This window comes from Amycolatopsis sp. A133, assembly GCF_031082405.1.
Taxonomy (GTDB): Bacteria; Actinomycetota; Actinomycetes; order Mycobacteriales; family Pseudonocardiaceae; genus Amycolatopsis.
This window is the reverse complement of record NZ_JAVHJU010000046.1, coordinates 72,134-86,508: the sequence shown is the minus strand read 5'-3', so window position 1 is coordinate 86,508 and position 14,375 is coordinate 72,134. Positions and strand designations below refer to the sequence as shown.

General features: G+C 71.5%; 15 protein-coding genes. 5 read left to right on the top strand and 10 right to left on the bottom strand.

Features of this window, described 5'->3' with window-relative positions; translation table 11 throughout:
- The first annotated feature begins 9 nt into the window (after window positions 1–9).
- Window positions 10–585, top strand: a complete 576-nt coding sequence (locus tag Q5425_RS28915) for a hypothetical protein (protein WP_308675481.1) — start codon at window positions 10–12, stop codon at window positions 583–585.
- On the opposite strand, the gene Q5425_RS28910 is transcribed toward Q5425_RS28915, so the two are convergent.
- The 7 genes from Q5425_RS28910 to Q5425_RS28880 all read right to left on the bottom strand — a co-directional run bounded on the left by Q5425_RS28910 (window position 582) and on the right by Q5425_RS28880 (window position 5,508).
- Window positions 582–1,463 carry a YegS/Rv2252/BmrU family lipid kinase gene (locus Q5425_RS28910; RefSeq protein ID WP_308675480.1) on the bottom strand — a complete coding sequence of 294 codons (882 nt, stop codon included), beginning with the start codon at window positions 1,461–1,463 and terminating at the stop codon, window positions 582–584. The two genes, Q5425_RS28915 and Q5425_RS28910, sit on opposite strands and share 4 nt — an antisense overlap.
- Window positions 1,463–2,434, bottom strand: a complete 972-nt coding sequence (tatC, locus tag Q5425_RS28905) for a twin-arginine translocase subunit TatC (protein ID WP_308675479.1) — start codon at window positions 2,432–2,434, stop codon at window positions 1,463–1,465. The genes Q5425_RS28910 and tatC overlap by 1 nt, the downstream gene beginning before the upstream one ends.
- A gap of 88 nt (window positions 2,435–2,522) precedes the next feature.
- Complete coding sequence (gene tatA / locus Q5425_RS28900; RefSeq protein ID WP_308675478.1) at window positions 2,523–2,849, bottom strand: Sec-independent protein translocase subunit TatA; 327 nt, start codon at window positions 2,847–2,849, stop codon at window positions 2,523–2,525.
- Window positions 2,850–2,880: 31 nt separating this feature from the next.
- The gene (locus tag Q5425_RS28895; RefSeq protein WP_308675477.1) at window positions 2,881–3,093 is read right to left on the bottom strand and encodes a bacteriophage holin; all 213 of its coding nucleotides are present in this window, start codon (window positions 3,091–3,093) and stop codon (window positions 2,881–2,883) included.
- 9 nt (window positions 3,094–3,102) lie between these two features.
- The gene (locus Q5425_RS28890) at window positions 3,103–4,083 is read right to left on the bottom strand and encodes a WYL domain-containing protein (RefSeq protein ID WP_308675476.1); all 981 of its coding nucleotides are present in this window, start codon (window positions 4,081–4,083) and stop codon (window positions 3,103–3,105) included.
- A complete protein-coding gene (locus Q5425_RS28885) occupies window positions 4,080–5,066 on the bottom strand; it encodes a WYL domain-containing protein (protein WP_308675475.1) in 987 nt (328 codons plus the stop codon). The genes Q5425_RS28890 and Q5425_RS28885 overlap by 4 nt, the downstream gene beginning before the upstream one ends.
- 10 nt (window positions 5,067–5,076) lie before the next feature.
- Complete coding sequence (locus tag Q5425_RS28880; RefSeq protein WP_308675474.1) at window positions 5,077–5,508, bottom strand: helix-turn-helix domain-containing protein; 432 nt, start codon at window positions 5,506–5,508, stop codon at window positions 5,077–5,079.
- A 107-nt stretch (window positions 5,509–5,615) separates the two neighbouring features.
- Between Q5425_RS28880 and Q5425_RS28875 the strand changes: the two genes are divergently transcribed.
- Both Q5425_RS28875 and Q5425_RS28870 read left to right on the top strand, forming a co-directional pair.
- The gene (locus Q5425_RS28875) at window positions 5,616–6,539 is read left to right on the top strand and encodes an NADP-dependent oxidoreductase (protein ID WP_308675473.1); all 924 of its coding nucleotides are present in this window, start codon (window positions 5,616–5,618) and stop codon (window positions 6,537–6,539) included.
- A 29-nt stretch (window positions 6,540–6,568) separates the two neighbouring features.
- Window positions 6,569–7,267 carry an SDR family oxidoreductase gene (locus tag Q5425_RS28870; RefSeq protein WP_308675472.1) on the top strand — a complete coding sequence of 233 codons (699 nt, stop codon included), beginning with the start codon at window positions 6,569–6,571 and terminating at the stop codon, window positions 7,265–7,267.
- Here Q5425_RS28870 and Q5425_RS28865 read toward each other — a convergent pair.
- The 3 genes from Q5425_RS28865 to Q5425_RS28855 form a co-directional block, all read right to left on the bottom strand.
- On the bottom strand, window positions 7,264–8,286 hold the full coding sequence (locus Q5425_RS28865; RefSeq protein WP_308675471.1) for an oxidoreductase: 1,023 nt from the start codon (window positions 8,284–8,286) through the stop codon (window positions 7,264–7,266). The genes Q5425_RS28870 and Q5425_RS28865 overlap by 4 nt on opposite strands.
- Before the next feature lie 115 nt (window positions 8,287–8,401).
- A complete protein-coding gene (locus tag Q5425_RS28860; RefSeq protein WP_308675470.1) occupies window positions 8,402–9,613 on the bottom strand; it encodes a family 16 glycosylhydrolase in 1,212 nt (403 codons plus the stop codon).
- A 321-nt stretch (window positions 9,614–9,934) separates the two neighbouring features.
- Entirely contained in the window at window positions 9,935–11,170 is a 1,236-nt protein-coding gene (locus Q5425_RS28855) for an ROK family transcriptional regulator (RefSeq protein ID WP_308675469.1), read from the bottom strand.
- Window positions 11,171–11,301: 131 nt separating this feature from the next.
- Between Q5425_RS28855 and Q5425_RS28850 the strand changes: the two genes are divergently transcribed.
- Window positions 11,302–12,489, top strand: a complete 1,188-nt coding sequence (locus tag Q5425_RS28850) for an ROK family transcriptional regulator (protein ID WP_308675468.1) — start codon at window positions 11,302–11,304, stop codon at window positions 12,487–12,489.
- Window positions 12,490–12,694: 205 nt separating this feature from the next.
- Entirely contained in the window at window positions 12,695–14,365 is a 1,671-nt protein-coding gene (locus Q5425_RS28845; protein WP_308675467.1) for an ABC transporter substrate-binding protein, read from the top strand.
- Window positions 14,366–14,375: the final 10 nt, after the last annotated feature.

The window sequence follows — 14,375 nt, the reverse complement described above, 5'->3', positions numbered from 1 at the left end:
GGAGCGGGCATGACCGAACCGTGCCCGAGCTGCGGCTTGCTGGACCGGGTGCAGCACGTGCCTGCGGCCTACCACGGTGGCCATTCGTTCTACCGCGGCCGGGGCCCGGCGGCCGTGGTGCCGGCCGGTGACGGCGTGATCGTGACGAACGGCCAGGTCAGCGGCGTTTCGGTGACGGCGGTGGCCCGTGCGCTGGACCCCTTCCCTCCCCCGCGCCGCGGTGGCGGCCTGCCGGCGGCGGCGATCCTGCTGGCCTTGGTGGGGAGTTGTTTCCTGCTGTTGCCGTTTTCGGCGCCTGACGATCCGCCGCCCGGCGGGGTGGCGTCGGAGGTGCTGGGTGTTGCGCTGATTTCGCTGCCGGCGGTGTGCGTGTACGGCGCGGCGGGTGTGCTGGTGTGGTTGTCCGCGCGGCGGCTGCGGGAGCACCGGCGGCAGCGGCGCGGGGTGCCGGCGGCGCAGCAGGTGTGGGAGCTGGGCTGGTTCTGCCACCGCTGCGGCGGTGTCTACTTCGCCGGCACGGGACGGCTGCTGACCCCGGCGCACTTCCGGCAGCTGGTGGCGCGGGCGGGTGGCTACGACCGTTAGGCCAGCACGGTGAGCGCGCCCGGGACGCAGTGGACGGTCACGGGCACCGTGCCCTGCGGCTCGCCGTCGGCGTAGGCGGGCCAGGTGTTGCCGGTCAGGGTGACCGAGCGGGCGCGCAGGGTGCGGACGGCGGGGTGGGTGAGGTGTTTGCCGGTGCGCAGGCCCGGGAGCATGCGGATCAGGCCGCGGCGGGTGGCGTGGCCGATGACCGTGATGTCGAAGACGCCGTCTTCGGGGTCGGCCGTCGGGCAGATCGGGACGCCGCCGCCGTAGAAGCGGGTGTTGCCGATCGCCACGAGGGTCGCGTCGAGCTCGAGGCGCCCGGCGGCGGTGTCGACGACCACCGGGCGGGAGCGGAACGCGGCCAGCTCGGCGAGGATCGCGGCGTCGTAGCGGCGGGGCCCGGACGGCCAGCGCATCCGGTTGGCGCGTTCGTTGACGCTCGCGTCGAAGCCCGCGCACAGCACCGTCGCGAACCAGGTGTCGCCCACGCGGCCGAGGTCGATCCGCCGCCGGGCGCCGGATTTCAGGGCCGCGACCAGTGCGTCGACGGCGGGGAGCGGTTCGCCGGGGACGCCCAGGGCGCGGGCGAAGTCGTTGCCGGTGCCCGCCGGGACGAGGCCGAGCGCGACGTCGTGGTTCGCGCAGAACTGGACGCCCTGGTGAGCGGCCCCGTCGCCGCCGAGGACGATCAGGACGTCCAGCCCGGCGGAGTGGGACGACCGCATCAGGGCGCGGGACTCCTCGACGGAGTGCGCGACCAGCACGTCGAGCCGGTCCACGGCGGTGCGCAGCCGCTCGGCGACGGTGTCGGCGATCCGGGCGGCGGCGCCGTGTCCCGAAGCCGGGTGCACGGCGAGCGCGGCGTGGATCCCCACTAGGTGACGTCGTCGGTGCTCGACCGGCCACCGGACGCGGTCGGGGTCGACGGCTCGTCGTCGACGGTGCTCGGCGTGTAGTCGAACGGTGCGGCTTCGTCGTCGGCGAGCTGGTCCCAGCCCTCGTCCCCGCGGGCCTTCTCCAGCTTGCGGTCGTGGAAGCGGGCCATCTGCACGGCGATCTCGAAGAGCACGGTGAGCGCGCCGGCGAGGCCGAGCATCGAGAACGGGTCCGAGCCCGGCGTGGCGAAGGCGGCGAAGACGAACAGCGCGAACACGATGCCGCGGCGCCACTTCTTCAGCTGCACGTACTTCACGATGCCGACGCGGTTGAGCATCACCACGAGCAGCGGGAGCTCGAAGCTGATCCCGAAGATGATCAGCAGCGACAGCAGGAACGAGATGTACTTGTCCGCGGTCAGCGCGGTGACGAACGCGTCCTGCCCGAAGCCCATGAGCAGCTGCAGGGCGTGCGGGAAGAGGATGTAGGCGAGCACGGCGCCCGCGGCGAACAGCACCGACGCGAACCCGACGAACGTCAGCGCGTACTTGCGCTCCTTGCTGTACAGGCCGGGCGCGATGAACGCCCACAGCTGGTACAGCCAGGCCGGCGAGAGGAGCACGGCACCGGCCGCGATGCCGACCTTCAGCTGGGTCATGAAGGCCTCGAACGGCACGGTCTGCAGCAACCGGCAGCCCTCGGCGCTGTCGAGCCGCCGGTCCGGCGGGATCGCGCAGTACGGGTCCTTGACGAGGTCGCCCAGCGACGGGATCGGGCCGATCTTGGTGCCGAACCAGATGAACCCGAGGATCCCGCCGACCACGATCGCGAGCATCGCGAAGCCGAGCCGGCGGCGGAACTCGTAGATGTGCTCGATGAGCGTCATCGTGCCGTCGGGGTTGGTGCGACGGCTGCGCTTGCGCCGCTTCGACCGGCGGCTGTCGCCGTTTCCGGAGGCGGGTTCCGCCACGGGTTGTTCCGTTCTCGTCGGAGTCAGCCGGAGCGCACCGGGGGCCGGCGCGCTCCGGAGACAGGGGACCGGGTGTGGCTCGAGCCGCTCAGCTGACGTTCTTCTGCGGCTGGTCGGCGGCCTGCTGCTTCTTCAGCTCGTCGAGCTGGCGCTGCAGGTCGGCGACCTGCTGGTCGGTCGCCGACGTGGCGACGGGCGTGACGACGGGCGTGGCCGGGATCTGCTTCGTCTCGACGGGCTCGGCGTCTTCGTGCGCCGCGGTCTTGTCGCCGGTGAGGTCCTTGGTCTCGGCCTTGAAGATCTTCATGGACTTGCCGATGGACCGGGCCGCGTCGGGAAGCCTCTTGGCCCCGAACAGCAGCACGACGACGAGCACCAAGATGATCAAATGCCACGGCTGCAATCCGTTCAGCATGGTGGCCTCCTATCTGCGTCTGGTAGGAATGTTACTGGTTTTCCGGCTTGCGGTGGCGCTGCGCGAACGCGACGCGCAACGCCGCCGACCGGGCGCGCACGAGTCCCGCCCGGTCCTGGGTGTTCGTAGCCACCATGCTTGCGGTCTGCCGGAAGGCACGCAAGACCTTGACGGTCCGCACCAGCAGGACCACGAGGACGGCAACGCCGAGCACGATGAGCACAGCGGTGGGCAGGTACGGCACGCCGCCAGCCTAGTGGTCGCAGGTTGACGGAAGGTGACGGGCTCGGGCCACGGCGCCGGCGGCGCGGCGACCGACGTCGGACGCGAGGTCGGCCGGGCTCTCCACCAGCGCTTCCCCGCCGAGACCGAGGACGAGGCGCACCATCCAGGACTGGTCGGCGTAGCGCATCCGGATCCGCAGGCGGCCGCCGTCGAGCTCGTCGAGCTCCTCGCACGGGTAGTACTCGGCTACCCAGCGTGCGTCCGGGTCGAGGACCAGGACCGCCTCCCGCTGATCGGGACGCTCGCGGAAGACTCCCTCGGAGATGTCGGTGGGGTGGGCGTGCGCGGGCGGGCGCGACGGCTCGTCGAGGACCGCCAGCTCGTCGATCCGGTCGAGCCGGAACAGCCGGACGCCCTCGGCGCGGCGGCACCAGGCTTCGAGGTAGCCGACCGCCTGGACGATCAGCAGCCGCATCGGGTCGACCGTGCGCTCGGTGATCTGGTCCTTCGAGGCGGTGTAGTAGCGGATCCGCAGCGCGCGCCCGCCCTGCAGGGCGCGGGCGACCTCCTCGCGGGTCCGCGCGGTCTTCTTGCCCTCGCGCACGCCCCCGCCGACGACCACGCCCGCCGGCTGGGCCTGCCCGGCGGCGGATTCGATCTTGGCGATGGAGCGGCGGACGGCGTCGCCGTCGACCACGCCCGGCGTCTCGGCGAGCGCCCGCAGCGCCACCAGCAGCGCGGTCGCCTCACCCCCGGTGAGCCGCAGCGGGCGGCTCATCCCGGCGTCGTGGGTGACGACGATCGTGTCGCCCTCGAAGGACAGGTCGATCAGGTCGCCGGGGCCGTAGCCGGGCAGCCCGCACATCCACAGCAGCTCGAGGTCCTTGCGCAGCTGCTTCGGCGTGACGTCGAAGTCCTGCGCGGCTTCGTCGACGCGGATGCCCGGGCGGGCGAGCAGGTAGGGCACGAGCGCCAGCAGCCGCGGCATCCGGTCGGTGGACCCGCTCACAGCACAACACTCCCCTGCCGCGCGACGACGGCTTCCAGCCGGTCCTGGACGCTCTTGGCCAGCACGTCGGGTTCGAGCACCACGACGTCGGGCCCCTGGGCGGCGATCCAGTCGGCGGCCGATTCCGGGTAGAGCAGGCCGATTTCCACGAGGTCGCCCTCTTCGCCGTCGATCACGGATCGGCCGACCACCGTGCCGCGGCGGCGGACCCCGGCCGCGCGGCCGTCGGCGACCCAGACCCGGGCTTTGGTGACCGGGGCGGGTTCGCTGTCGCCGGTGGCCGTGACGAGCTTGAGCAGGTTGACGCCTTCGGGGCGGCGGACCTCGCCCGGTTTGCCGACGGCGCGGACCTGCCCGGTGACGCGGGAGAGCCGGAAGCAGCGGGTGGCGCCGCGGTCGCGGTCGTGCCCGACGACGTACCAGCGGGCGCGCCACGACACCACGCCCCACGGTTCGAGGGTCCGCATGATCCGCTCCGGGGAACCGCTGCGGCGGTATTCGAAGCGGACGGCCTGCCCGTTCTGGACCGCGGCCAGCAGCGGCCCGAACGCCGGTTCGGCGCGCACCCGCGGCTCGACCACGGTGGGGGCCTGGTCGTCGACCTCCAGTCCGGCGGCGCGCAGCTTCACGAGCGCGCCCTGGGCCTGCCCGGTCAGCTCCGGCGAGTCCCACAGCCGGGACGCCAGCGCGACGGCGGCGGCCTCGTCGGGGGCGAGGTCGATTTCGCCGAGTTCGTAGTCGCGGCGGGCGATGCGGTAACCCTCGATGGCGTCGAAGGCGGAGTTGCGGCCGGTTTCCAGCGGGATGCCGAGTTCGCGCAGCTCGGTCTTGTCCCGTTCGAACATCCGGAAGTAGGCCTCGTCGCTGGCCGCGTCGCCGTATCCGGGCACGATGCCGCGGATCCGCTCGGCAGTGAGGTACTGCCGGGTGGACAACAGGGCCAGCACCAGATTGACCAGCCGTTCGGCGCGTGCGGTGGACACCCGGTAGAGCCTAGCCGGAGCCGCCCGGCCCGATCGTGAGGTCCGGGGTACGCGCGTCGTAATCGGTGCGGGCGGCGTCGACGGCGTCGAAGTTGGCCTCGGCCCAGTCCTTGAACCCGGCCATCAGCGCGCGCAGCGATTCCCCCAGTGGCGTAAGGGAATAGTCGACGCGGACGGGCACCGCCGGGGTGACCTCGCGGCGCACCAGCCCGTCGCGTTCGAGGACGCGCAGGGTCTGGGTGAGCATCTTCTGGCTGACCCCGGCGATGCGCCGCGAAAGGTCGCTGTAGCGCTGCGGGCCGTCACCGAGGGCGACGAGAACGAGGCTGACCCACTTGCCGGCGATCTCGTCCAGCAGCTTCCGGGTCGGGCAGGCCGCCAGATAGGCGTCGTAGGCGGCTTTTTCGGCTTGCCGCCGCTGTTCCGCCGTGCGCGTGGGCACCGGGGCGAACCTCCTCGTTCGGTGGGCACCTGCGGGTGCGTACTTCCCATCGGAGAGTAGCTCCCCATACGTTCGCGGGGAAGGTTCGACCCGCGGAGGAGACGACGATGCGTGCGGTGGTGGTGCGGCGGTTCGGGGGCCCGGAGGTCCTGGAGCACGTCGAGGTGCCGGTGCCCGGACCCGGCCCGGGGCAGGTCCGGATCCGCGTGCTGGCGGCCGCGGTGAACCCCGTGGACCTCGCGACCCGGTCCGGGGCGCTCACCGCGGCCGGGGTGATCCCGCCGCGGGAGGTGCTCGGGGTGGGCTGGGACGTCGCCGGCGAGATCGACGACGCCGGGGACACCGGCTTCCGCGCGGGCGACGCGGTGATCGGCCTGCGCGATCGGATCGCCACGCCACTGGGCGCCTACGCCGGCCACATCGTCCTGGACGCCTCCGCGGTCGCACCCGCACCGGCGGGTGTCTCCCCGGTCGAAGCGGCGGCTCTCCCGCTCAACGCCCTGACGGCCGCGCAGGCCCTGGACCTCGTCGAAACCACCGGGACGGTTCTGATCACCGGGGCGGCGGGCGCGGTCGGCGGGTATGCCGTCGCGCTGGCGCACGCCCGGAAGCTGCGCGTGGTCGCGGTGGCGTCCGAGGCGGACGAAGCGGAGGTCCGGGCGTTCGGCGCGGACGAGTTCGTACCGCGCGGACCGGCGCTGGGCGACCGGGTGCGCGCGCTGGTCCCGGGCGGAGTGGACGCCGCCCTCGACACCGCGTTGCTGGGCTTGGACGCCCTCGACGCGGTCCGCGGCGGCGGCGAGTTCGTGGCCTTCGCCGCCGGTGCCGCCCCGCTCCCGTTGCGCGGGATCCGGGTGCGCGCGGTGTGGATCCGCGCCGACGGCGAGCGCCTGGCCGAGCTGGCCCGGGCGGCGGAGGACGGCACGCTCCCCCTGCGCGTCGCCGGGATTCTGCCGCTGAAGGAGGCGGCGGCCGCGCACGAACGGCTCGCCGCGGGCGGCCTGCGCGGCCGCCTCGTGCTGGTGCCCTGAGGACCGGGGAATCCGCCTAGCCTGGAGGCATGGATGATCGCGTTCTCCTCATCACCGGTGCCTCCCGCGGCCTCGGCGCCGCGACCGCGCGCCTGGCCGCCGCCTCCGGGTTCAAAGTCGCCCTCGTCGCCCGCAAAGCCGAGTCCGTTGCGGGCCTCGCGGCCGAGCTCGGCGACGACAACGCCGTCGCGCTCGCCGCCGACGTCGCCGATTGGCCGAGCATCTCCGGAGCCGTCGCCGGGACCGTCGAACGGTTCGGACGGCTCGACGCCGCCTTCGCCAACGCCGGCATCGGCGTCGGCACCTCCTTCTTCGGCACCGACGATCCCGATCCGCGGGCCTGGGAAGAGATGGTCCGCACCAACGTCCTCGGCGCGGCCTACACCGCCCGCGCCGCCCTTCCGGCGCTCCGGGAAACCGCCGGGCACCTGCTGATCACCGGCTCGGTCGCCGGCCGGTACATCCGCAACGCGAGCCTCTACTCCGCGACGAAGTGGGCCGTCACCGGCATGGCCGGCGCGATCCGCGAGGAGGCCGTCGGCACCGGCGTGCGGGTCACGCTGATCAACCCCGGCATCACCGACACCGACATCCTTGACGACGAGCAGCGCAAGAAGCCGAAGCTGGCTCCGGACGACATCGCCCGCGCCGTGCTCTATGCCGTCCAGCAGCCGCCCACGGTCGACGTCAACGAGATCATGGTCCGGCCCACCGGCCAGGTCCTCTAGCGAAGGCGCGCGACCCGGCCCCCGGCGCCACTGGCCCAGCAGGCCGCCCCGGCGCAATCCACGCTGTCGAAGCTGCCGGTGTCGAACGACCGCCAGTGCCGTCCGCCGTCGGGGCTGACGTCGCTGCCGCCGGGGCCGACGGCGAGCACCGTCCCGCCACGCCAGGCCAGCCCCGAGCGGTACCCGGCGGGGTACTGGCCCGGCATGGTCCAGGTGCGCCCGCGGTCCCGGGTCAGCGCGACGGCCGGGCCGGGTGCGTCCGGGTTGGCGAAGTCGCCGCCGATCGCGATGCCCTGGGACGGCGAGCGGAAGGCCAGGGCGAAGACCCCCGCCGAGGGGCTGCTGGCCAGTGGCGTGGCCGACGCCGTCCAGTGGCGGCCGCCGTCGCCGGAGTGCAGGACGCGGGCGGTGGTGCCGCCGCCGGTGGCCAGCCAGGCGTCGAACGGCCCGGCCGTCGTGACGCACTGGCCGCTGGCGGCGAACCCGGCCTCGCCGGGCAGCGCCGGTGGGAAGCCGCTGTCGGGCACCGGCCGCCAGCTGCGGCCGCCGTCGAAGGTGGCCTGCACCCGGAACCGGCCGTCGACGGGGTCGCTCATCGCCAGGCCGCGCCAGGGGTCGAAGAAAGCGAGGCAGTCGTAGAACGCCGCGGCGTCGGTGTTCTGGAACGTCTGGCGCCAGTGCGCGCCGCCGTCGTCGGTCCGGTAGACGCGGGAGTCGGTGCCGGGGCCGATGGAGAGGACCACGGCGTGGTCGGCGTCGAAGGCCTCGATGTCGCGGAACTGCAGCGTCTCGGTCCCCGGCGGTCCGACGGGCTTCCAGGTGGCACCGCCGTCGGTGGTGCGCAGGACGGTGCCCTGGGTGCCGCTCACCCAGGCGACCCGCCCGCTGACCGCGGACAGGCCGCGGAACTGGGCCGTGACACCGGTGGGTTTCGGCTCCCACCGCGGCAGGCGCTCCCCCGCCGACGCGGGGACGGCGACGGAGCCGAGCAGGGCGAGCACGAGCAGCACGACACGCATGCCGCGATCCTGCCGCACCCGCCGCGCGACTTTCGTCGGGAACGCCCCCGCCGGCCCCGGTCGTGAGTGGTAAGGCGGGTTCTAACCCGCCTTACCACTCACGACGGGGGGTGGGTCAGGGAGTGGTCCACTTCTGGTTCGCGCCGCCGCCGCAGGTCCAGATTTGCAGGCGGGTGCCGTTCGCGCTCGAGTTGCCGGTGGCGTCGAGGCACTTGTTCGCGTTCGGGTTGACGATGTCCTTCGCTCCGGTCACAACCCATTGCTGGGCGCCGGTTCCGTTGCAGTCGTAGAGCTGCACCGCTGTCCCGTCCGCGGTGCCCGCGCCGGAGACGTCCATGCACTTGCCGAGGGCGCGGAGGGTGCCGTCGGTACCGACGGTCCAGCTCTGCGCGGCGTTGCCGTTGCAGTCGGTGATCTGGATGGGCGTGCCGTTGGCGCTGTTGGCGCCGGCGACGTCGACGCACTTGCCGCCGATGCCGGTGATCGTGCCGGTCCGGCCGCCGCCGCTGCTCGCGGTGTTCGTGACGTGCACGTAGTCGACGACCAGCTGCTGCGGGAACTGCGTGCTGCTGTTGGGATCGCCGGGCCAGTACCCGCCGACGGCGAGGTTGAGGATGAGGAAGAAGCTGTGGTCGTACACCCAGCGGTTGCCGTTGAGGTCCGACGGAGTGCGCGTCTGGTACAGGTTTCCGTCGACGTACCACTTGATCTGGTTGGGGGCCCAGTCGATGGCGTAGGTGTGGAAGTCGTCGGAGAAGTTCGGGCCGTTGTAGGCCGCGCCGATGCCGCCGGCGCCGGAGTAGCCGGGGCCGTGGATGGTGCCGTGCACGGTGTTCGGCTCGAACCCGACGTTCTCCATGATGTCGATTTCGCCGTCGGTGGGCCAGTTCCCGCCGCCGAGCATCCAGAAGGCGGGCCACATCCCCTGTCCGCGCGGGAGTTTCATGCGCGTCTCGAAGTGACCGTAGGCCTGGCTGAACTTGCCGGCGGTGTTGAGCCGGGCGGAGGTGTACTCGCAGCGGCCGTACCAGCAGTTGTAGTTGCCGGGGTTTTCCTTCTTGGCGGTGATGACGAGGTGGCCCTGACCGTCGAGCTGGGCGTTGTTGGTGCCGGAGGTGTAGTACTGCCGCTCGTGGTTGTTGACGTTGTCGCCGGTTTCGAGCTGCCACTTCGACCCGTCGACCCCGGCGCCCGCGGCGCCGTTGAAGTCGTCGGTGAACGTGGCCGCTGCTTCCGCCGGGGACGGAGCGAGGGCCTGCTGCCCGAGGACGAGCAGTGCGCAGGCGGCGAAGAGTGCCGCCCAGCGGTTCTTCTTGGAGGTGGACATCGTTGTCGCCTCTCTCACCGTGGGGACCGGCGTTCCGCGCGCAGCACGGAACGCGGGAGGGGAGGTTCGGCCGTGCATGCCGGGGCGGCGGCAGGCGTGGCCGTGCGGGTGCTCGCCGAGGCCCGCGTGGCGGTACGCGGACGGCAGCGTGCTCCAGGTGCCTTTGTTGTGCTTGGCAACAAAGTATGCATGGTCCAGACAAGTGGGGCAACCGTCGGACGGTCATTTTTTTTCAACCCGAATTAAGGGGTGAAGGGTCACTGACCCGCGCGGGGGAGGGTGCTCCGGAGCTACCTGCCGCGGCCCTCGGTCAAGCGGTGCTCACGCCGCGTCGGAGTCCGGCGCTCCCGGCTTCGCGATCCGCGACGTCGCGCCCTGCTCCAGCAGGTCCGCCACCGGGAGCGTCGCCGCGCCGGTGGCCACCGCGTCCAAGCCCAGCGACCCCAGCCGGATCGAGGTCTGGCTGAACGGGTGCCGCAGGGCGTGCTCACCGGCCACCGAGCGGATGCGCGGCAGCAGCTGCTCGCCCAGCGCCAGCCCCGCCCAGCCCCCGATCACGATCCGCTCCGGGTTGAACAAGTTGATCAGGTTCGCGATGCCCGCGCCCAGGTAGCCCGCCGTTTCCTCGAGGACCCGGGCCGCCGTCTTGGACTTCGGGGCCGCCGCCAGTAGGGCCTGGAACTGGGCCTGCTCGTCCTCGCCCGTGATGTCCTTGCCGCGCGCCCGGCGGTACCGGGCGAGGACCGCTCCCGCGCCGACGTACGCCTCCAGGCACCCGCGGGAACCGCAGCGGCACTCCTGGCCGCCGTACGCGATCGTCGTGTGGCCCCACTCGCCCGCACTGCTCGTCGAACCGCGGTACGTCGTTCCGTCCGTCACCACCGCCGCGCCCACGCCCGAGCCGAGCAGCGCTATCACCGCGTGGCGCGCCCCGCGGCCCGCGCCGAACCACATCTCCGCCTGGCCCTGCGTCTTCGCGCCGTTGTCCACGAACAGCGGCAGGCCGACCCCCGCGTCCTGCAGCAGCGCCACGAGCGGCACCGCGTCCCAGCCGACCGTCGGGGCGTGCACCAGCACTTCGACCCCCTGCTCGACCGTGCCCGGCACGCCGATGCCGACGCCGAGCACCCCCGATTCGTCGATGCCGGCGCTCGCGAACACCTCCCGCAGCCCGGAGGTCACCTGCTCGACCGCGGTCGCCGGGTCGGGCGCCTTCGGCAGCGGGTGCTCGACCGTCGCCAGCCGGGTCATCGCCAGGTCGAACAGCTCGACCTTGACGCCGGTTTCGCCGATGTCGACGCCCACGACGTGCCCGTACGCCGGGTCGACGCGCAGCAGCACGCGCGGGCGGCCGCCGTCGGACTCGACCTGGCCGGCTTCGGTGATCAGGCGTTCTTCGCCCAGTTCGGCGGTCACGTTGCTCACCGTGGCGGCACTCAATCCGGTGAGCTGGCTGAGTTCGTGCCTCGACAGCGGGCCGTCGAAGTACAGTTTCGACAGCAGCAGGGATCGGTTGTGCCGCCGCAGATCACGGACGGTGGTGCGCTTGCTCGCCATGGGCAACCCATCTAACTCATACCGGCTCACTGACAGGATGCCCGATCACCGTAAGTTGTGGCTATGTATTAAGTGGTGAACTAAGTCCCGAACCCATGGTGGCGGGGCCGCGGTCTGGCAGAATCCTCCCGGTGACCCAGGTGGTGCGCCAGACGACCCGTGACCTCAGGCGGCACAACCGCGCGGCACTGCTCTCCTCGCTCTACCTCCGCGGTCCCGTCAGCAGACTGGAACTGGTAGCTGAATCGGGACTATCGGCCGCCACCGTTACCAACGTCGTTTCCGAGCTCATCGCGGACGGCGTCGTCGCCGAGGCCGGATCGGTCGAATCGGACGGCGGCCGCCCCCGGACGCTGCTGGCCGTGCGGCCCGGGTTCGGGCACGTCGTGGGCGTCGACGTCAGCGAGACGCACGTCGAGGTCGGCCTCTTCGACTGCGCGCTCGGCACCCTCGGGACCGTCCGCCACCCGCTTGTCGGCACCCGGCTCGACCCGGACGAAGTGGCCGGGCTGGTGCGCACCGGCATCGCCGAAGTGCTGGAAGACGGCGATCCGGGCGCGGTGTTCGGCGTCGGCATCGGCGTGCCCGGTGCGGTCCGCGACGGCGGGATCGTGCACGCCCCCACCCTCGGCTGGCGCGGCGTGAACTTCGCCGAGCTGATCCACCCCCACATCGAGGCGCCCCTCCACCTGGACAACCGCGCCCGGACCCTCGGGCAGGCCGAAACGTGGCGGGGCGCCGGCCGGGGTGCCGAACGCGCCATCGTCGCGCTGCTCGGCGTCGGGGTCGGGGCCGCCGTCGCGACGGCCGGGAGGTCGCACCCCGGCATCACGACCAGCGAGTGGGGCCACACCGTCGTCAAGGCGGCCGGGGCGGCCTGCCGGTGCGGGTCCCACGGCTGCCTGGAGGCCTACGTCGGCACCGAGGCGGTCGTCCGCCACTACGCCGGCCGCGTCGGCCGGGAACCGGTCATCGGTGACGAAAGCGACGCCGAGCTGGCCCGGATCGTCGCCGAAGCCGCCGACGGCGGGCCGGCCGCGGAGGTGCTGGCCGAAACCGGCGAGTACCTCGGCATCGGCATCGCGAACCTGATCAACCTGCTCAGCCCCGATCGGGTGGTGCTTTCCGGCTCGGCCGGGGCGATCATGGGACCGGCGATCCTGCCCGCGGTGCGCGACGCGGTGGGCCGGCACGCGCTCGACTACCTGGCCGAGCGCACCGAGGTCGTCCTCGGCAGGCTCGGGCCGGAGGCGGTCGCGCTCGGCGCGGCCACCCTGCCGATCGCTCAGCTGCTGGCGAGCGGTGGGCGTACCGGCTGAAACCCTTGCGTCGCAAGGAGTAGTTCGATCAACAGGTCCAGACCGCCAGTTCTTTCAGTACTTAAACTTAGGTACAAAACGTTACCGCCGTGTTATTGACGTGACCCGAGTCACCCGGGTTGACTTCGGGACGTCGTTCGGTCGCCGGCGGTCGGGGCTCGCTACCAGTCGACAGCAAGTAGTCGTCGATGACCAGGAGGATCCGATGCGAGTCAAGCGCTCCATCGTCGCAGCGCTAGTAGCGGTGATGGCCCTCGGTGGCCTGACCGCGTGCAGCGGCGGCAGCTCGAACGCCGCCCAGAGCAATCCGGACGCCGTGCTGAGCGTCGGCAAGCCGGACGGCCCGCAGGCGGAGAACAACAACCCGTTCCTGGAAACGTCCGCCCTGTCGAACATGGGCTACCGGTGGATGATCTACGAGCCCCTGGTCATGCTCAACCGCGTCAAGCCGCAGGAGCCGGGCAAGCCGTGGCTGGCCACGAAGTGGGACTGGTCGGACAACTACAAGAAGCTGGTCCTGACCGTCCGTGACGGCGTCAAGTTCTCCGACGGCCAGCCGATGACCGGCGAGGACGTCGCCTACACCTTCCAGCTGCTGCGCGACAACAAGGCGCTGAACGTCGACGCCGTCCCGTACAAGGACATCACCGCGGCCGGCAACCAGGTCACCCTGGGTTTCGACAACTCGCAGTTCGTCAACCAGGTCAAGATCCTGCAGACCCTCGTTGTGCCGAAGCACGTCTGGCAGGGTGTCAAGGACCCGGCGCTCGACCTGGTGAAGAACCCGATCGGCACCGGCCCGTACACGCTGAAGTCGGCCACCCCGCAGACGATGATCGTCACGCGGCGTGACAGCGGCTACTGGCAGGAAGCGCCGAAGGTCAAGGAGATCCGCTACACCTCCTACACCGACAACAACGCGCAGGTCAGCGCGCTGGTGAACGGGGCGTCGGAGTGGAGCTTCGTGTTCATCCCGAACTACAAGGCCGTCTACACCAACAAGGACCCGCAGCACTACAAGCTGTGGTTCCCCGCGCAGCTGGCCGTCCACGGCCTGTGGTTCAACACCGAGAAGGCACCGTGGAACGACCCGAAGCTGCGCCAGGCCATCAACAAGGTGATCAACCGGGACGACGTCTTCAACCAGGGTGAGGCCGGCTACTTCTACCCGAAGAACGACCAGGTCACCGGCATCCCGACCCCGGCGGGCGACCCGTTCATCGCCCCGCAGTACAAGGGCCAGACGGTCCAGGTCGACGTCCCGGGCGCCAAGTCGCTGCTGACCGGCGCGGGTTACAAGTTCAACGGCGACAAGCTGGCCGACCCGAGCGGCAAGCCGGTCACGATCAAGCTCACCGTCCCCTCCGGCTGGTCGGACTACATCACCGACCTGGAGATCATCAAGGACAACCTGGCGCAGATCGGCATCACCGCCACGGTCGAGAAGATGAACCAGGACGCGTGGATGAAGTCGGTCGACACCGGTGACTTCGAAGGCCTGATGCACTGGACCAACGACGGGCAGACGCCGTACGACATGTACCGCGACGTCATGGACGGCAACCGCTACAAGCCGACCGGCCAGGGCGGCATCAACGGCAACTACGGCCGCTACAAGAACGACGAGGCGACCAAGGCGCTCGAGACCTACGCGAACGCCGAGGACGACGCCGCCCGCACCGCCGCGATGGCGACGCTGCAGAAGATCATGATCGAGCAGCAGCCGATGATCCCGACGTCGGCGGCGAACTCCGGCGGCGAGTACAGCACGAAGAACTGGGTGGGCTGGCCGGACGACGCCAACCCGTACGCGCCGGCCCAGCCGACGCTGCGCAACGCGCTCGACATCGTCCTGCACCTGAAGCCCGCGGCCTGACGATGGCCGA